Source organism: Pseudomonas sp. KBS0707 (assembly GCF_005937945.2).
In the GTDB taxonomy this organism is placed as follows: domain Bacteria; phylum Pseudomonadota; class Gammaproteobacteria; order Pseudomonadales; family Pseudomonadaceae; genus Aquipseudomonas; species Aquipseudomonas amygdali.
The window spans coordinates 1,089,208-1,106,744 of the sequence record NZ_CP041754.1; the positions used below are offsets into that span (position 1 = coordinate 1,089,208).

A 17,537-nucleotide genomic window follows, 5' to 3' on the forward strand; every position below is an offset into this window, starting at 1 on the left:
TCATGAATGAGCATTAAGACAATATCCACGCTCGACGCGCACTCTGATGACATGCCTACTTCCGATCGGGGTATTCGCCGGGTTGGTGTGGCAATCGTGCTGGTTACATTTGGCCTGTTCGGTACCTGGGCGGCACTGGCTCCATTGGGCAATGCGGTTTACGGCTCCGGTGTCGTGATGGTGCAAAGCTATCGTAAGACGGTTCAGCACTTGGAAGGCGGGATCGTCAAAGAGCTGCTGGCTCGTGATGGCGACACTGTTCACAAGGACGATCCACTGATCGTGCTGGACGACTCTCAACTACGCTCTCAATACGAGTCGACCCGTAATCAGCTGATTTCCACCCAGGCTCGGGAGGCGCGACTGCGCGCTGAGCGCGACGAACTGTCCTCGATTCCGCCGCTGACCATCAGCGGTACCGACAGTCAGCGGGCCAGAGAGGCTATCGAAGGCGAAGAGCAGGTATTCAGAACCCGGAAAAACTCCCGTCAGACCGAGATATCGGTACAGCGCGAACGCATTGGGCAGTTGAAGCAGCAGATCATTGGTCTCAGGGACATGATCCGTACCAAGGTCAGCCTGGAAAAATCCTACAGCAGTGAAATTACCGAACTGAAGGATCTGCTGTCCCAGGGCTTTGTTGATAAGCAACGGCTGCTTGAACAGGAGCGCAAGCTGGACATGCTCAAGTCCGAGGTGGCGGATCTCGAATCGACCATCACCAAGACTCAGTTGCAGATCAGCGAAACCGAACTGCAGATCATCCAGTTGAACAAGAATTTCAGCTCGGAAGTGGCAAAAGAGTTGAGCGATGTGCAGGCCAAGGTATTCGATTTGCAGGAGACCGCTACAGCGCTGCAGGACCGCCTGTCTCGCGTGGTCATTCGAGCCCCTGAAGACGGTATGGTACTGGACATGAAGGTTCATACCGTCGGCGGTGTTGTCAGTGCTGGCACGCCGTTGCTGGATATCGTGCCGGAATCTTCCGAACTGGTTGTAGAGGCCCATGTTGCTATTAACGACATCGACCGGATTTCAATTGGCAAGCTGACCGATGTCCACTTCAGTGCATTCAATAGTGCGACGACTCCTGTGATAGAAGGCGTGGTGACACGTATCTCTGCCGACCGTTTGAAAGATGATGCTGGCGAACCTTATTACCTGGTACGGGTAAAACTTACCGAGAAGGGTTTGAAGCGCCTTGGCGACCGCAAGTTGCAGCCGGGCATGCCTGCCGAAGTGCTGATCAACGCCGGTGAAAGGACCATGCTCCAATACCTGATGAAACCGGCCTCCAGCGTCTTCATCAAATCGATGATCGAGGAATGATCGTGCTGCGCTTCGTTCCTGTGTTTTTTTCCCTGGGTCTGATCAGTGCGCAGGCCCAGGCAGACGCCACTCAGCCTGCTGCACCGCAAGTTACCAGCGCTTCGGCGTACTCGGTTGATCTGATGGCGCTGTTTCGTGAAGCGCGGCTTGAAGACCCGCGCGTACTGTCTGCTTATCTGCGCGCTCAGTCCGCAGTGGACAGCGAGCGTGACGCGTTTGGTGGATTGTTGCCGCAGGTTACTGCAAACGGCAGCTACAACCGCATTTTGCGCAAGGACGAGACAGAGCGCGAGATCTACAACAACTCCAGCTACTCGCTCAACCTGACCCAGTACCTGTACAACAAGCAGGCCTGGGAAACGTATCAGAAAGCCAAAAGCACGACGGAGCAGAAAAGCCATCAGGCAGAAGATGCTCAGGCTGAGGCCACCGTCGATCTAGCCAAGCGGTATTTCCTGGCGCTGTCTGCCGATGACGAGCTTGAGCTGATCATGGCCGAGCGCCGGGCGACGCAAAAAAGCCTGGATCGCGTCAGTGCGATGTACGACAAAAAGATGGCTGCCGTGACCGACTTGCTGGACCTCAAGGCCCGTGTCGACTTGCTTGCAGCGCAGGAAATCGATGCTCGCAACCAGATCAGGCTCAGCCGTGCCGGGCTCTCGGAAATTGTCGGTCGCCCGATCAACGAGCCGTTGAGCCGGATCAGAAACGATATCGCCTTGCAGGCGCCTGCCAAGTCCATGGATACCTGGGTGGCTCAAGCTATCGACAGCAACCCTTTGCTCAAGGCGCGGGAAAGCAGTCTGGACGTTGCCAATGCGGCAGTGCGCGAAGGCAAGGGCGGGCATTACCCGACCCTGACCTTCACTCTGGGCGCTCAGCAAAGTGACGTGGGTTACGACAACACCCTTTCGCCGCGCAGCGACAGTTATGTGGCTACCATCGGCGTGCGTGTGCCTATTTACAGTGGCGGGTCGACGTCAGCGCGTGTGCGGGGCCTGTACAACGAGCAATTGGCCACCGAGCAGGACGTCGAGAGCGTGCGTCGCCAGGTCGTCAAGGAAACCACCAACGCTTACCTGACAGCGTTCTCCAGCGTCGAAAAGATCCGCGCCAACAAGAATGCGCTGGCGTCTGCAGAACAGTCGAGCATTGCTGCGCAGAAAGCATTTTCCTACGGGGTGGTTAACGCGGTCGACGTACTGACCAGCGTGCAGAACGAGTTCAAGGCCCGGCGTGACTTGCTCAAGGCCCAATACGACTTCATCACCAACCTGTTTATTCTCAACCGATGGGCTGGCCGCCCGCCGCAAGAGAGTGTCGACAGCGTCAATGTGTGGTTGGGCGGGGCTAACCCGGCAGTCGAGAAAGCAGCCGAATCTGCTCTGAAAAAGAAGCCCTGATCGCGCCAGCGGCACGTTTCAGGGCTGCGTACTGGCGGCAGGCGCGCTATTTGCGCGCTGCCAGTACCTTGCGATAGATGTCGAGCGTGTTTTGCGCGCAGGCATCCCAGCTGAAGTGACGCGCACGCTCCAGCCCGCGCTGCACCTTGCGCTCACGTTCTTCAGGCCGTTCCAGCACGTCAAGCATTGCGGCACTGATGCTGTCGGCGTTATGCGGATCCACAGCCCAGGCGGCATCGCCTGTCACTTCCGGCAGCGAAGAGTTATTGGATGCGATCAGTGGGCACTGGGCAGCGAACGCTTCGATAGCCGGTAGACCAAACCCTTCATACAGCGAAGCAAACACCAGCGCCCCGGCACTTTGCAGCAGTGACAATACTTCTTTCTGTGGCAGATAACTCAGCCAGCGGCCTTCGCCCCTTTGCTGCAAGGCCTCAAGCTGCGGCAGCAGTTCTTCGTTGCTCCAACCGTCACGACCGACGATCACCAGCGGGTGCTCTTTGCGCACCTGCGCGGGCAGTTGCTGGAAGGCTTCAAGCACGCGTTGCAGGTTCTTGCGAGGTTGCAGGGTGCCCACCACGAGAAAGAAGCCAGGTTTGAGGCCGTGTGTAACCAGCACTCTGTCACGCTCGGCAGTGTCGATGCGCTCGAAATACACAGGATCCACGCCCAGTGGCGTGACACTGATGCGTTCTGGCGCAATGCCCAGGTGACGAACCATGTCCTGCTTGCTGTATTCGGAGATGGTGATGATGTGCTCGGCGCGCTCGATGCTGGTGGTGAACAGCCAGCTTTTCAGGCGTTTGAGGTCCTGCTTGATCCATTCCGGATACAACACCGGAATCACATCCATGATTGTGGCGACTACAGGCACGCCCTTGATCAGCGGGATCTGGTGGTCAGTGGCATGGAAGAGCTGCACGTTTCTGGCAATGTTCGCCGAGTTGCTCAATGGCAGCTTGAGTACACCGCTGAGCACCGCATGGATGCGGTAATCCCTGGCCAGCTGTTCCGGTTTGCCACAGTCTATGACTGGCAGGTCATGGCCAAAGGCATATGGCTTCACATGCATATCTTCAGTCTGACCAAGCCTGTCCAGACTCTGCCACAGGGCTCTGGAATAGATGCCGATGCCGTCCAGATGCCCGGCGCGCTCGCCGTTTGCCCAGACCGTGCAGCTCAAGCCTATATCCATGTTCTGTTGTTCTCGATGTCGATCAATTGCATCACTTCTCAATGGCGTACTCAGGCAGCAAATTTGCGCTTGCGTGCGGTGGATATATAAAGGCAGGTACGGAATCGGGCGCGAAGACTAACATGGGTAAGCCCGGCTCGCACGGGGTGCAGGATGGTCGCGGCGAGGGAGTTGCTGAATGTTATGCATATTGTAGTGGCCTTCATGTTGCATACCTGCTGGAGCACCCGGATAATGCGGCCTTTGCTACGCCTTTGTGGCCCAAGAATGGAGCGTCTATGTTCACCCCTGTAATTCTGGCTGGCGGTAACGGTTCGCGGTTATGGCCTTTGTCGCGGCAGAGTTTCCCGAAGCAGTTTCTTGCCCTAGATGGTCAGGATCAGGGAACGATGTTTCAACGCACACTGGCCCGGCTCAATGGCCTGGAGCACACTCCTGCGGTAGTGGTCAGTAATGAAAATCACCGTTTCATCGTCGCCGAACAATTGCGTGTGGCGAAGATGGCCAGCCGTCGCGTCATTCTTGAACCACTGGCTCGAAACACTGCTCCAGCTATCGCTTTGGCCGCGCTGGAAGCAACTGCCGACGGCACCGACCCGATTCTGCTGGTGCTGGCTTCTGACCACCACATCCATGACGAAGAAGCTTTCCGACAAGCGGTGAAGATTGCTCAGGTACATGCCGAGGCAGGCCGACTGGTGACCTTCGGTATCACCCCGACTCACGCTGAAACCGGTTTTGGCTACATTCACTGCGGCGATGCGATTGCCGAGGGCGGTTTCGCCATTGAGGCCTTCAAGGAAAAGCCATCGCCGGAAATGGCCGCCGAATACTTGTCTTCGGGTGCTTACCTGTGGAACAGCGGTATGTTCATGTTCCGTGCCTCGGTATTTCTGGCCGAACTGCGCAAGCATCGTTCCGACATATTGTCTGCGTGCCGTATAGCGCTGGAAAACTCCGAAGCCGACAGCTATTTCCTGCACGTTTCGTCCGAGAAGTTCGCCCTGTGCCCTGACGAGTCAGTGGATTACGCCGTCATGGAACACACCACTGCCGGGCTGGTAGTACCGCTGGACGCTGGCTGGAACGACTTGGGCAGCTGGGCTGCGATCTGGGATGTAGGCCCACATGATGCCAATAGCAACCGCCTGGAAGGCGATGTGATGGTAATCGACACGCGCAACTGCCTGGTGCAGTCGCACCATCGACTGGTTGCCACTGTTGGCGTCGAGGACCTGATCGTTATCGAAACCAAGGACGCCGTTCTGGTCGCCAACAAGCACAACAGCCAGCAGGTCAAGGACGTGGTCAAGCGTCTGCAGGCAGAAGAGCGTCCCGAGTTCGTCACTCATCCACTGGTCAACCGCCCGTGGGGCCACTACGACACGATCGATCTCGGCGAGCGCTATCAGGTCAAGCGCATCAGCGTGCTGCCGGGCGAGTGCCTGTCGCTGCAGATGCATTACCACCGCGCAGAGCACTGGATCGTAGTATCGGGTACCGCCAAGGTAATTTGCGACGATCAGGAACTGATCCTCTCCGAGAACCAGTCCACCTACATCCCGCTGGGCGTCAAACACTCGCTTGCCAACCCCGGCAAGGTGCCGTTGGAGCTCATCGAAGTGCAGTCGGGCTCGTACCTGGGTGAAGACGATATCGTCCGCTTTGAAGACCGCTACGGGCGTCTGAAGAAGTAAGTTTCTCAGGCACCGCTCCACGTTTGGCAAAACGCCCCGCAAGCTCGCTTGTGGGGCGTTTTTGTTTGGTTTGGGAATGTTTTGATGTCTTGGCGGTTAAAAGAGCGGCGGATGCAAAAACGCGTTCCCGGTGACCATAAGATTTTCTTTAGCTTTTAGGCCTTTGTTAGCTGAACAGCTAATGCTAGAATTATTCCTAATGTTTAGCTAATTCGGTAATTTTTGCTGTCCAGCTAAAGAGGCGTAGGAGGCTAAGGTTATGGATCAATATCACCCTCAACATTCTGGCAGGTACGAGTTCGAGAGGCATGCTCTAGAGGAGCTGGTGAAAACCCTTGAAGAAGCGTTGGGTCCTGATGCTGAGGTGCGACATAAGTCGGGATTGCCATTTTCCTCAAGCACTGAGTCCGATCCTGACGGGTTGATTGAGATCCAAACCCCTTACAAAACCTTGCTGGTCTATGTAGAGGTCAAAAGAGATGTCTACCCACGAGACATCAGAGACACCGTATGGGCGCTCAATAACTGCATGCGCTATCAGGATCATGCTTACGACGCTGTTGGGATGCTTGCTGCCGGTTCGCTAAGCCCTGGAGCCAGGGAAGAATTGAAAACTCAAAACATAGCTTACTTCGATCTGGGAGGCAGCCTTTATCTGAAGCACAAGACCTGGCTGATCAGTATCGATAAGCCCTCCAAGCGCCTGAAAAAATACTCAAATGGCATAGATATATTCACCGACGCACGTGGGAGCGTGGTTCATGCACTTTTGATGCATGCCAACGTATGGCTTACAGGCGCGGAGCTGGCCGAGCAGGCTGAAACTTCTTCGTATACCTGCTCTGTCGTCCTGCAGGAGCTGACGTTGCGTGAGTGGGTGGAATCTTCTGGTGGAGGGCCGAGCAAGCGCAGAATGCTCACTCGCCCCGAAAAGCTCTTGCACGCTTGGGCTGAGCAATGGCAAGAGCGCAAAGAGAAACAGACGAAATGGTACACATTCGTTGAAAACCCCAAGCACATGCTGGCTGACTTGGCAGATCGGATAGACGACCAGAGGATTGATTTTCCATGGGCGTTTACCGGAGCAACTGCTGCGAATGTTGTTGCCCCGTTGTTGACCAGCACTGAAGGTGCAGAAATCATTGTGCCCAAAGGCTACGCAGACAGGATGGCTGACGTGCTGGGCCTCAAGTCAGTCAGCAAAGGCGCGAATGTCACGCTCATCGAGCGCGAACCTGCGAGCTTGCTTTACCGATATAGACATTCAGACCACCCTGCATTTTTTGCCAGTGCCTACATCCTGTACCTGGACCTGTTGGACGGCCGTGGTAGAAACAAAGAACTGGCCGACCATCTCAGAGAACAATTGGAGTCTTTATGGCAACGGAACTGAAGCCTCGTACAGCGGCTGGATATGATCAAGACGTTACATCTGCGTGCGAGAGGACGTTGCTTACATTGCTGAGTGCCTTCGGAACTTTGAAGGAAACCCTGAGACTCGTCGGAGGCCTTGTTCCTCGCTATCTCACTCCAGCGACCCCGCCAGATGTTCCGATGCACGCGGGGACTTCGGACGTGGATATTGTGTTGAGTCTGGAAGTACTGGCTGCTGGCAACGAATACGCTAGCCTTGCAGAGCAGCTAAATGCACGTGGTTTCAATCGCTGGGTCGAAGAGGGGAAGACCGCATCCTGGCGCTGGCGTCGCAAGGTCAATGACCATATCGAGGTAGTCGTTGAGCTTCTCCGGGATGCAGGTGATGAGGCCCCCGGCAGGCTCATCAACGTTGATGGGGAAAGAGTATCGGCGCTTACAATCAAGCACGCGCGAATCGTCCACGACTGGTATCAGGAGAGGGAGATTGCTGCCCGGCTTTTGGACGGTGACGGTTTGTCGGTAGATATTGTGCGATACGCAGACGTGCCAGCATTTGTAATTTTGAAAGCGCTGGCCCTGGATCAACGTCATGAGAGGAAAGATGCCGCCGACCTGATTCATGTGTGTTGCCGCTGACCGAAAACTGACCCAGTAGAGGCTGTTCTGCCGACTGAAAACTGACCCAGGTGTTCAACTGCTTCTGCTCACTTTTTGAGCAGGAGAACACAGGGTGATCAGCATGGAAATGTTGGGAAAAATCCGGCGGATGTACTTCCGCGACAAGCTCTCGCTGCATCAGATAGCCAAGCGTACCGGGCTGTCGAGAAACACCATCCGAAAATGGGTCAGAGCGCCCGAAGCCAATCAACCAGCGTACCAACGGTGCGCATCCTTCAATAAGCTCAACCCTTTTCACGAGACCTTAGAGCAGGCGCTCAAGGCTGATTCGTTCCGGCCAAAACACAACCGTAGGAGCGCCAAGGCACTTTTTGAGCAGATCAAGGCCGAGGGTTATGACGGCGGTTACAGCCAGCTCACGGCGTTTGTCCGCTCTTGGCGGTGCGAGCAAGGCAAGTCTGTACGCGCTTTTGTACCGCTGACTTTTGCCCTCGGTGAGGCCTTTCAGTTTGACTGGAGCGAAGAAGGCCTGCTGATCGGTGGCCTGTTTCGACGTATCCAGGTCTCCCATATGAAGCTGTGCGCAAGTCGCGCGTTCTGGTTGGTTGCGTACCCCAGTCAAGGCCACGAGATGCTGTTTGATGCCCATACACGTTCGTTTGGAGCGTTGGGTGGCGTGCCACGTCGCGGCATCTACGACAACATGAAAACGGCTGTCGACAAGGTTAACAAAGGCAAAGGCCGCACGGTCAATGCCCGGTTTTCCGTGATGTGCGCGCACTATCTGTTCGATCCGGACTTCTGCAACGTGGCCTCTGGCTGGGAGAAAGGCATCGTCGAAAAGAACGTGCAAGACAGCCGGAGGCGAATCTGGCTCGATGCTCAAAATTGCATGTTCCATACCTTCGAGGAGCTGAACGTCTGGCTCGGCCAACGCTGTCGTACGCTCTGGGCTGAACTTGTACATCCGCAGTACAACGGTTTGACGGTGGCAGAAGTCCTGGAGCTGGAGCAGGCTGAAATGATGCCGATGCCGACGGCCTTTGATGGCTACGTGGAACGCACCGTCCGTGTCTCTAGCACCTGCCTGATCAGCGTGGCGCGCAATCGTTATTCGGTGCCTTGCGAGCGTGTGGGTCAATGGGTCAGCAGCCGTTTGTACCCTTCGCGAATCGTGGTCATTGCCGACGAAACGGTGATCGCCAGTCACGAGCGCCTCTTTGATCGAGATCAGGTCGGTTTTGACTGGCAGCACTACATCCCACTCATCGAACGCAAGCCTGGTGCACTGCGCAATGGCGCTCCATTTGCTGATCTGCCAAAACCGTTACAGCTTCTTAAACGCGGACTGAGGCGTCACACCAACGGTGATCGAATCATGATGCAGGTACTGGCTGCTGTGCCCATCGCCGGTCTCGAACCAGTGCTGGTGGCGGTGGAGCTGGTACTTGAATCGGGAAGTCTGAGCGCCGATCACATCCTCAATGTCGTTGCCCGCCTGACCTCCACCGCACCACCTCCCTGTGTAGAAACCAGCCTGCAACTCAAAGTGGCGCCGGTTGCCAATACAGCACGCTACGACCGGCTCCGTACGACCGATGAGGAGAATCGCAATGCGTGACCTAATGACTGAACTCAAAGAACTGCGCCTGCACGGCATGGCCAGTGCTTGGGAAGAACTGGTCTCTCAAGGAACAGCGTCGACGGCTTCATCGAAATGGCTGCTGGAACATCTGCTTCAGCAGGAACATGCGGATCGCGCGGTGCGCTCGGTGAATCATCAGATGAACATGGCAAAACTCCCCATGCACCGTGACTTAGCTGGCTTTGACTTCAGCGCTTCCAGCGCTGATGCCCGGCTGGTCAGCGATCTATCCAGCTTGGCGTTCACTGAAACCGCGCAGAATGTCGTGTTCATCGGCGGCCCTGGCACCGGGAAAACACACCTGGCCAGTGCCTTGGCTGTATCCGGAATCACGGCCTACAACAAACGCGTGCGCTTCTTTTCCACGGTGGATCTGGTGAATCTGCTGGAGCGTGAGAAGTACGATGGCAAGGCAGGGCGAATCGCCCAGGCACTGCTGCGCACAGACCTGGTGATACTGAATGAACTCGGATATTTGCCCTTCAGCCAAAGCGGTGGCGCCCTGTTATTTCACCTGCTGTCCAAACTGTACGAACACACCAGCGTGGTCATCACCACCAACCTGAGCTTCTCGGAATGGTCGAGTGTGTTTGGCGACGCCAAGATGACCACCGCGTTGCTGGATCGGCTGACACACCACTGCCACATCGTCGAAACGGGCAACGAGTCCTACCGCCTACAACACAGCACATTGGCTGCCCAGACAAAGATCAAAACACGCGAACGAAAGCGAAAGGACGGAAATGATATCGAGGACGATGAGCCATTTTGATCCGCACCATAAATGCCCTGCTGCATGCGGTGGGGCTTGATGCGTCTTGAATCGGCACACTGCTGCTAAGCTTATTCACAATTGCTGGGGCAAAAATCAGCAATCCATCCTGGGTCAATTTTCAATCGGCAGGGTGGGTCAGTTTTCAATCCGCGCCAACAATACAGCTTGTCTTTGGCTTTTGCAGCCCGGCAGTGAGCGTCGGTGAGCATTGGATGACTCGGTTTTCACAGGATGCATTCATCGTATACACCTAAAAACTGCCTGTCCAAAAATTATATACACCAGCGTAGTCGCTTTCTTGCTGCATGCTCGTGCAATCGCATGCAACCCATAAAAACGCGAAAGCCCCATATAATGGGGCTTTCGGAGCAATTTTCAAGCCTTCTAGCAAGCTTATGCAATCACCTGCAATGTTACCTACAACTTACACATTAAACCTGAAATGCATCACATCACCATCCTTGACGATGTATTCCTTGCCTTCCAGACGCCATTTACCCGCTTCCTTGGCTCCGGCTTCACCCTTGAACTGGATGAAGTCGTCATAGGCCACGACTTCGGCACGAATAAAGCCTTTTTCGAAGTCGGTGTGGATGACGCCTGCGGCCTGAGGTGCGGTTGCACCGACGCGGACGGTCCAGGCGCGAACTTCTTCGACGCCAGCGGTGAAGTAGGTCTGCAGGTGCAGCATTTCGTAGCCAGCGCGAATGACGCGGTTCAGGCCGGGTTCTTCGAGGCCCAGCGCTTCGAGGAACATGTCTTTTTCTTCGCCGTCATCCAGTTCGGCGATTTCGGCTTCGATCTTGTTGCAGACCGGCACCAGCATTGCGCCTTCTTCTTCGGCGATGGCGCGGACCACGTCCAGCAACGGGTTGTTCTCGAAACCGTCTTCGGCAACGTTGGCAATGTACATGACCGGCTTGGTGGTCAGCAGGTGGAAGCCACGGATGGTGGCCTTCTCGTCGTTGCTCATGCTCTTCATCAGGCTGCGTGCTGGCTTGCCTTCGCTGAAGTGGGCGATCAGTTGTTCAAGCAGGCCTTTCTGGACCACTGCGTCCTTGTCACCGCCCTTGGCATTGCGCGTGACCTTTTGCAGCTGCTTTTCGCAGCTGTCGAGGTCAGCGAAGATCAGTTCCAGATCGATGATCTCGATGTCGCGCTTGGGGTCGACGCTGTTGGAGACGTGAATTACGTTCTCGTCTTCAAAGCAGCGCACCACGTGAGCGATGGCGTCGGTCTCGCGGATGTTGGCGAGGAACTTGTTGCCCAGGCCTTCGCCTTTCGAGGCACCTGCCACCAGGCCTGCGATGTCGACGAACTCCATGGTGGTCGGCAGGATGCGTTTCGGGTTGACGATGGCTGCCAGGGCCGCCAGGCGCGGGTCAGGCATCGGCACGATGCCGCTGTTCGGTTCAATGGTGCAGAAGGGGAAGTTCTCGGCCGCAATACCAGATTTGGTCAGGGCGTTGAACAGGGTGGACTTGCCGACGTTAGGCAGGCCGACGATGCCGCAATTGAATCCCATGGTGTTTCCCCTCGAGTGATATCAGGCCTTCTGGCTGTGCAGGTTTTTCATCGCCCGGTTCCATTCACCGGCGAAGATATCCGGCAGCACGCCGAGGGCAAAGTCGATACTGGCGTCCAGTTTTTCCTGTTCGGCGCGTGGCGCTCGACCCAGGACAAAGCCGGATACCTTGCTGGCATCGCCCGGGTGGCCGATGCCAAGCCGCAAGCGATGAAATGTGTTCTGGTTGCCGAGCTGCGCGATGATGTCGCGCAGGCCGTTATGACCGCCATGGCCGCCACCCACTTTGAGTTTGGCAACGCCCGGAGGCAGGTCCAGCTCGTCATGCGCCACCAGAATCGACTCAACCGGAATACGGTAGAAACCGGCGAGTGCCGCGACGGCCTGGCCGCTACGGTTCATGTAGGTGGTGGGGATCAGCAGACGAACATCCTGACCTTGATGCGTAAAACGCCCGGTCAGGCCAAAGAATTTGCGCTCGGGAACGAGATTGACTCGCTGCGCCGCAGCAATACGCTCAACAAAAAAAGCCCCTGCGTTATGCCGGGTCTGTTCGTATTCAGCGCCTGGATTTCCCAGGCCCACGATCAGTTGTATGGCGGTCACGACAGGGGCTCTTCCTTTGGAGTTGAGGGTTAAACCGCTGACGACAGCGGCAATGTGGGCGAAAACTGCTCATTTACCATGATGTAAACTCAGCGATCTCGCCCGCTTTGCCTGCTATCGCTCGCGATGTTTCCTGAGCAACTCCGACGTTACCAAGTAATGAATTACTCGGCTGCGCCTTCTTCACCTTCTTCTGCTTCGTCTTTGACGATGCGCGGTGCGTGGACGTTGGCGATTGCCAGGTCAGTACCGTGTGCCAAGGCAACGAACTCGACGCCTTTAGGTGCTTTCAGCTCGGACAGGTGAACGTTGTCGCCTACTTCCAGCGCGCCCAGATCAACTTCGATGAACTCAGGCAGGTCTTTAGGCAGGCAGGTCACTTCCAGTTCAGTGGTAGTGTGCGAGATCTCGCCGCCTTTCTTGACTGGAGCTTCTTCGTTCAGGAAGTGGATCGGCACGATTGCGGTCAGTTTCTGGCCGGCAATAACGCGCACGAAGTCAGCGTGCATCACGTGGCCTTTGGCCGGGTGACGTTGCAGCGCCTTGATGATGACGTTCTGCTTCTGGCCGCCAACGTTCAGCTCGATGATGTGGCTGTAGGCCGCATCGTTTTCGAGCAGTTTGGCAACTTCCTTGGCCAGCATGCTGATGGACTCAGGGGCTTTGTCGCCACCGTAGACGACAGCTGGAACCAGGCTGGCGAGACGACGCAGGCGGCGGCTCGCACCTTTCCCCAGGTCGGAACGCTGTTCTGCATTCAGGGTAAATTCGTTCATGTTGTATCTCCAAATTAACCACATCCGCCGTTGCGTTTGCGACCAGCGCTTGGGCGGTATGGGCAAAAAAGCCCCGCCCTGACCGGATGTCAGGGCGGGGCGCTTTTCGTCTGCGTGATGTCAGTTAACGGAACATCGCGCTGATCGATTCTTCATTGCTGATGCGGCGAACCGCTTCGGCGACTACCGGCGCAATATCCAGTTGACGGATACGGCTGCAGGCTTGTGCTGCTGCGGACAACGGGATGGTGTTAGTGACCACCAGTTCGTCCAGCACGGAATTTTCAATGTTTTCGATCGCCCGGCCTGACAGCACAGGGTGTGTGCAGTAGGCAAAGACCTTGGCTGCGCCATGCTCTTTCAAGGCCTTGGCCGCGTGGCACAGGGTGCCGGCGGTGTCGACCATGTCATCGACCAGAATACAGGTACGCCCTTCGACATCACCGATGATATGCATCACTTCAGAGTGATTGGCTTTCTCACGGCGTTTGTCGATGATACCGAGATCGACGCCCAGGGATTTAGCGACAGCACGTGCACGCACGACGCCGCCGATATCGGGGGAAACGATCATCAGGTTTTCAAAGCGCTGGTCTTCGATGTCATCCACCAGAACGGGGGAGCCGTAGATGTTATCTACCGGAATATCGAAGAAACCCTGGATCTGGTCAGCATGAAGATCAACCGTGAGAACACGGTCGATTCCCACCACGGTGAGCATGTCAGCAACAACTTTCGCGCTGATGGCAACACGTGCGGAGCGCGGACGGCGATCCTGGCGGGCATAACCAAAGTAGGGAATCACAGCAGTGATTCGGGACGCTGAGGAGCGGCGGAAGGCATCAGCCATCACAACCAGTTCCATCAGGTTATCGTTCGTTGGTGCGCAAGTCGGCTGAATGATGAAGACGTCTTTACCGCGGACGTTTTCATTAATCTCAGTGCTGATTTCGCCGTCGGAAAATTTTCCGACAGAAACATCACCGAGTGGGATATGCAGCTGACGTACTACACGCCGAGCGAGATCGGGGTTGGCATTCCCCGTAAAGACCATCATCTTGGACACGCGCAGTACCTAGAGGCTGAGGGTAACCTGGATGAGTATAGAAAATGGCAGGGGCGGCTGGATTCGAACCAACGCATGGCAGGATCAAAACCTGCTGCCTTACCGCTTGGCGACGCCCCTGTATTGAATCAATCGAGTGCCTGGCACTCAATTCCTGTTACAGAATTTGCAGCTTGCGATGCAACATCGAAATGTTACTTCCTTTCGCTACGAACCCTGTAAGGGTCTCTGTAAGAAGGGCCGAGACTTTATCAGCTTCAGCTTTGTTTGGGAATGCCCCAAACACACAACTTCCAGTTCCGGTTAATTTTGCTTCGGTAAAATTACCTAACAAATTCAAAGCGTTACGTACTTCTGGGTAACGCCTCTCTACAACCGCCTTACAGTCATTTCGACTGTTTCCCTTGGGAACGGGGCGCACTTTAATGGGCGGCGTGTCGCGTGTCAACAACGGATCTGAAAAAATTTCTGCTGTACTTACAGCGACTTGCGGAACGAGCACCAAATACCAGGGTTCTTCGGGGTCAACCGGGGTGAGAATTTCCCCGACACCCTCAGCAAATGCGGCGTGTCCACGGACAAAAACCGGTACATCAGCGCCCAGAGTCAGGCCCAGTTGCGCCAGACGATCTTCATCCCAGCCAAGCTGCCACAAATGATTCAGCGCCAGCAGTGTGGTGGCAGCATCCGAGCTGCCGCCGCCGATGCCGCCGCCCATGGGCAAGCGTTTTTCCAGCCAGATATCCATGCCCAGTGTGCAACCGGACTGTTTTTGCAGCGCGCGGGCGGCTTTGACGATCAGGTTGCTGTCATGCGGGACACCGGGGACATCGGTCTGCAGGCGAATCTCGCCGTCCTCGCGAACGGTAAAGCCCAGTTCGTCACCGTAATCGAGAAACTGAAACAGGGTTTGCAACTCATGGTAGCCGTCCGGACGGCGTCCCAGAATGTGCAGCATCAGGTTCAGCTTTGCCGGAGCAGGCAAAACCAGCTGGGCCTTGGCCATATCCTGTAATGCAGTCATGGTCATTGCCCCAGTTTGCGAGGCTGCCAGTCCTTGATGACCAGCGTGACATCGAGGTCCTGACCGTGCAGCTTGACGCGTTCGGGCAGCCAGTAGCCATTCTGTTCGACATAACTGAGGTATTCCACCTGCCAGCCGTCCTGTTCAAGGCTGGCCAGACGGCTGTCACCGTCGAGTGTCACGCTACTTTTGCTGTCCGGTGCCGGCAAGCCACGCACCCACCATACGAGGTGGGAAACCGGCAGTTTCCAGCCCAGTTGATCCTGAAGCAGTGTTTCCGGCGTTGTGGCTTCGTAGCGGCCTTGGTTGGCGACTTCAAGCGCGACAGCGCCGGGCCTGCCGGTCAGTCGTGCTGCGCCACGGCCAAGCGGACCGGACAAGCGGATATCGTAGTAATCCTGACGCTGCAGCCAGAACAGGGTGCCGCTGCCTGAGTCTTTCGGCGCACGAATACCGACCTTGCCGTTGATCTGCCAGCCATCGAGGCTGCTCAGTTGCTGTTTGTGTTCGCGCCATTGCGCGGGGTCGCCCTTGCCCTGAACGGCTTCGCGGGAAGTGAGACCGGCACAGCCGGTGAGCAGGGCGATGAGGCTGAATACGATTACGTGGCGCAAAAACATAACGTCAAAGGGTCTCTGAACCGGTCAAGCGTCGCAGTGTGCTGCGCAGGACGGTGCTGTCGGGTTGTTGTTCCAGGGCCTTGGCCCATACTTTCCGGGCTTCGCGCTGTTCGCCTTTGGCCCAGAGTACTTCGCCCAGATGTGCGGCTACTTCGTGGTCAGGGAAGCGTTCGAGCGCCTGGCGCAGGTAGCGTTCGGCAGCATCCAGATTGCCCATGCGGTAATTCACCCAGCCAAGGCTGTCGAGAACTGCCGGATCGTCGGGGCTGATCTGATGGGCTTTCTCGATCAGTTCGCGGGCTTCGGCGTAACGCGTGGTGCGATCGGAGAGGGTGTAGCCCAGTGCATTCAGCGCCATGGCGTTTTCCGGCTCGCGCTTGATGATGCTGCGCAGGTCTTTTTCCATCTGAGCCAGATCATTGCGCTTTTCAGCCAGCATGGCGCGGGTATAGAGCAGGTTGGCGTCGTCCGGGTATTGCTTGAGTGCCGTGTTCAGCACCTGCCAGCCGCGATCCAGTTGATCATTGCTGGTCAGGGTTTCGGCCTCGATCAGGTACAGCTGAATGGCGAAATCGGGCTCTTCGGCACGTGCTTCAGCCAGGCGTTTGGCCGCTTCTGCGCCGTTGCCATTGCTGACCAGAATATCGGCCTGGCGCAATTGAGCCGCCAGGAAGTCCGGGCCCGGTCCGACCTGAGCGTATTCGTTGAGCGCGCTTTGCGGGTCCTCACGTTCTTCGTGAATGCGACCCAGATTCAAATGCGCTGAATCGACGTGTGCACCACGGGCGATCAGTTCTTCCAGGTAGCCAGCCGCTTCGTCCCAGGCCTTGGCTTCAAGGCACACCAGAGCCAGCGAGAAGCGCAGCTCGTCGTCGTCCGGATATTGCTGCAAAAGGGCGGAAAACTGCACTTTGGCGTCTTCCATGCGGTTTTGCTCGACGAGCATGCGCGCATACGTCAGGCGCAGGCGTTTGTCGTCCGGGTATTTCTTGATGCTTTTTTCCAGCAGGGGCACCGCTTCCTTGCCCCGGTTCATGCTTTGCAGCAGACGGGCATGCAGCAGGATGGGCGCGATTTCACCTTCTTTGGGCGGGTTGTCTTCCAGCAGCTTCAACGACTGTTCGGCGTCACCATTCTGCTGAAGCAACAGCGCCTTGCCGAAAATCAGCTGGCTGTTGTTCGGGTATTTGCCCAGCAACCGATCAAAACTTTTGAGCAGGCCGTTGCGGGTGTCCGGATCGGTTTCGGCCGCGGACAGTGCCAGAAAGTCGAAGTGCGTGTCGCCCTGACCCTGCAGGACTCTCTCCATGTACACCAGAGAATCGTCGTAACGTCCCGCGCGCGCCAGTTGAATGGCTGCGGCGCGTTGCGCTTCAAGGTCGGTCGGTGCGTTTCTTGCCCAGATCAGCGCGGTTTCCAGCGCAGACTGATCAGCGCCCATGTATTCGGCGATCTGATAGGCGCGTTCGGAGACCCCCGGGTCCTGAGTCTTGATCGCCTGGGTCACGTAGTTATCCAGGGCGATGTCGAAGCGGTTGCGCTGGCCGGCCAGCTCCGCGCTCAACAGGCTGACCAGGGTGTCCTGAGTGAACGAACCATAGACCTTCGGCTTGGCTTCAGGCGCGGGAGGGGCGTCTTTCTGAGCGGGCACGGGCTGTGACGAGGCGGGGGCCATTGACTGGCAGCCGCCTAGAAAGGCAAGAGCAAGGAACAACGCGGAGGATCTATTCATATATAAGAAGGGCGGCTTACCTGCGGTGGGAGCATCATGACACAAGGCTGTTGGCAAAACCCACAGCCGTCGGAAAAACTGATGCAATGCGTGTGTTTGCAGTGTCGCGAGCCTGAAAACGCAGGCTGTGACGATCGATTGTAGTGGGA

At 56.5% G+C, this 17,537-nt stretch carries 15 protein-coding genes and 1 tRNA gene; 7 read left to right on the forward strand and 9 right to left on the reverse strand.

From position 1 onward, the window contains the following. Positions 1 to 6: 6 nt before the first annotated feature. On the forward strand, positions 7 to 1,329 hold the full coding sequence (locus tag FFH21_RS05050; protein ID WP_011167835.1) for an HlyD family type I secretion periplasmic adaptor subunit: 1,323 nt from the start codon (positions 7 to 9) through the stop codon (positions 1,327 to 1,329). Further along, entirely contained in the window at positions 1,326 to 2,732 is a 1,407-nt protein-coding gene (locus FFH21_RS05055) for a TolC family outer membrane protein (protein WP_041924451.1), read from the forward strand. Before FFH21_RS05050 ends, FFH21_RS05055 begins: the two co-directional genes overlap by 4 nt. 46 nt (positions 2,733 to 2,778) lie before the next feature. Here the strand turns inward: FFH21_RS05055 and FFH21_RS05060 are convergent, their stop codons facing one another. Continuing rightward, positions 2,779 to 3,927, reverse strand: coding sequence for a glycosyltransferase family 1 protein (locus FFH21_RS05060; protein ID WP_004661782.1), 1,149 nt, complete (start codon positions 3,925 to 3,927; stop codon positions 2,779 to 2,781). A gap of 278 nt (positions 3,928 to 4,205) precedes the next feature. On the opposite strand from FFH21_RS05060, the gene FFH21_RS05065 reads away from it, so the two are divergent. The 5 genes from FFH21_RS05065 (at position 4,206) to istB (ending at position 10,036) form a co-directional block, all read left to right on the forward strand. Continuing rightward, positions 4,206 to 5,624 (forward strand): mannose-1-phosphate guanylyltransferase/mannose-6-phosphate isomerase, encoded by a 1,419-nt coding sequence (locus tag FFH21_RS05065; protein ID WP_011167837.1) that lies wholly within the window; start codon positions 4,206 to 4,208, stop codon positions 5,622 to 5,624. 325 nt (positions 5,625 to 5,949) lie between these two features. Then, entirely contained in the window at positions 5,950 to 7,017 is a 1,068-nt protein-coding gene (locus FFH21_RS05070; RefSeq protein WP_230383609.1) for a type IV toxin-antitoxin system AbiEi family antitoxin, read from the forward strand. A 182-nt stretch (positions 7,018 to 7,199) separates the two neighbouring features. Beyond that, positions 7,200 to 7,637 (forward strand): hypothetical protein, encoded by a 438-nt coding sequence (locus tag FFH21_RS05075; protein ID WP_205417098.1) that lies wholly within the window; start codon positions 7,200 to 7,202, stop codon positions 7,635 to 7,637. A 103-nt stretch (positions 7,638 to 7,740) separates the two neighbouring features. Then, complete coding sequence (gene istA / locus FFH21_RS05085; protein WP_102136187.1) at positions 7,741 to 9,240, forward strand: IS21-like element ISPsy20 family transposase; 1,500 nt, start codon at positions 7,741 to 7,743, stop codon at positions 9,238 to 9,240. After that, entirely contained in the window at positions 9,233 to 10,036 is an 804-nt protein-coding gene (gene istB, locus FFH21_RS05090; RefSeq protein ID WP_011167363.1) for an IS21-like element ISPsy20 family helper ATPase IstB, read from the forward strand. Before istA ends, istB begins: the two co-directional genes overlap by 8 nt. A 427-nt stretch (positions 10,037 to 10,463) precedes the next feature. Here istB and ychF read toward each other — a convergent pair whose 3' ends face one another. From ychF to FFH21_RS05130, 8 genes are all read right to left on the reverse strand, one after another. Beyond that, complete coding sequence (gene ychF / locus FFH21_RS05095) at positions 10,464 to 11,564, reverse strand: redox-regulated ATPase YchF (RefSeq protein WP_004663905.1); 1,101 nt, start codon at positions 11,562 to 11,564, stop codon at positions 10,464 to 10,466. Between the two features lie 21 nt (positions 11,565 to 11,585). Next, complete coding sequence (gene pth, locus FFH21_RS05100; RefSeq protein WP_003317127.1) at positions 11,586 to 12,170, reverse strand: aminoacyl-tRNA hydrolase; 585 nt, start codon at positions 12,168 to 12,170, stop codon at positions 11,586 to 11,588. A 164-nt stretch (positions 12,171 to 12,334) separates the two neighbouring features. Then, the gene (locus FFH21_RS05105; protein ID WP_002552144.1) at positions 12,335 to 12,946 is read right to left on the reverse strand and encodes a 50S ribosomal protein L25/general stress protein Ctc; all 612 of its coding nucleotides are present in this window, start codon (positions 12,944 to 12,946) and stop codon (positions 12,335 to 12,337) included. A gap of 124 nt (positions 12,947 to 13,070) precedes the next feature. Further along, positions 13,071 to 14,012, reverse strand: a complete 942-nt coding sequence (locus tag FFH21_RS05110; protein WP_002552145.1) for a ribose-phosphate pyrophosphokinase — start codon at positions 14,010 to 14,012, stop codon at positions 13,071 to 13,073. A 45-nt stretch (positions 14,013 to 14,057) separates the two neighbouring features. Beyond that, positions 14,058 to 14,132 (reverse strand) — tRNA-Gln (locus tag FFH21_RS05115). Between the two features lie 37 nt (positions 14,133 to 14,169). Then, complete coding sequence (gene ispE / locus FFH21_RS05120; protein WP_004663909.1) at positions 14,170 to 15,018, reverse strand: 4-(cytidine 5'-diphospho)-2-C-methyl-D-erythritol kinase; 849 nt, start codon at positions 15,016 to 15,018, stop codon at positions 14,170 to 14,172. Between the two features lie 20 nt (positions 15,019 to 15,038). Continuing rightward, complete coding sequence (gene lolB / locus FFH21_RS05125; protein WP_011167841.1) at positions 15,039 to 15,656, reverse strand: lipoprotein insertase outer membrane protein LolB; 618 nt, start codon at positions 15,654 to 15,656, stop codon at positions 15,039 to 15,041. Positions 15,657 to 15,660: 4 nt separating this feature from the next. Continuing rightward, on the reverse strand, positions 15,661 to 17,388 hold the full coding sequence (locus tag FFH21_RS05130) for a tetratricopeptide repeat protein (RefSeq protein WP_080164756.1): 1,728 nt from the start codon (positions 17,386 to 17,388) through the stop codon (positions 15,661 to 15,663). Positions 17,389 to 17,537: the final 149 nt, after the last annotated feature.

Coding starts and splice junctions, on each gene's coding strand:
- FFH21_RS05050 (WP_011167835.1), top strand. CDS start 7: ATGAGCATTAAGACAATATCCACGCTCGACGCGCACTCTGATGACATG.
- FFH21_RS05055 (WP_041924451.1), top strand. CDS start 1,326: ATGATCGTGCTGCGCTTCGTTCCTGTGTTTTTTTCCCTGGGTCTGATC.
- FFH21_RS05060 (WP_004661782.1), bottom strand. CDS start 3,927: ATGGATATAGGCTTGAGCTGCACGGTCTGGGCAAACGGCGAGCGCGCC.
- FFH21_RS05065 (WP_011167837.1), top strand. CDS start 4,206: ATGTTCACCCCTGTAATTCTGGCTGGCGGTAACGGTTCGCGGTTATGG.
- istA (WP_102136187.1), top strand. CDS start 7,741: ATGGAAATGTTGGGAAAAATCCGGCGGATGTACTTCCGCGACAAGCTC.
- istB (WP_011167363.1), top strand. CDS start 9,233: ATGCGTGACCTAATGACTGAACTCAAAGAACTGCGCCTGCACGGCATG.
- ychF (WP_004663905.1), bottom strand. CDS start 11,564: ATGGGATTCAATTGCGGCATCGTCGGCCTGCCTAACGTCGGCAAGTCC.
- FFH21_RS05105 (WP_002552144.1), bottom strand. CDS start 12,946: ATGAACGAATTTACCCTGAATGCAGAACAGCGTTCCGACCTGGGGAAA.
- ispE (WP_004663909.1), bottom strand. CDS start 15,018: ATGGCCAAGGCCCAGCTGGTTTTGCCTGCTCCGGCAAAGCTGAACCTG.
- lolB (WP_011167841.1), bottom strand. CDS start 15,656: ATGTTTTTGCGCCACGTAATCGTATTCAGCCTCATCGCCCTGCTCACC.
- FFH21_RS05130 (WP_080164756.1), bottom strand. CDS start 17,388: ATGAATAGATCCTCCGCGTTGTTCCTTGCTCTTGCCTTTCTAGGCGGC.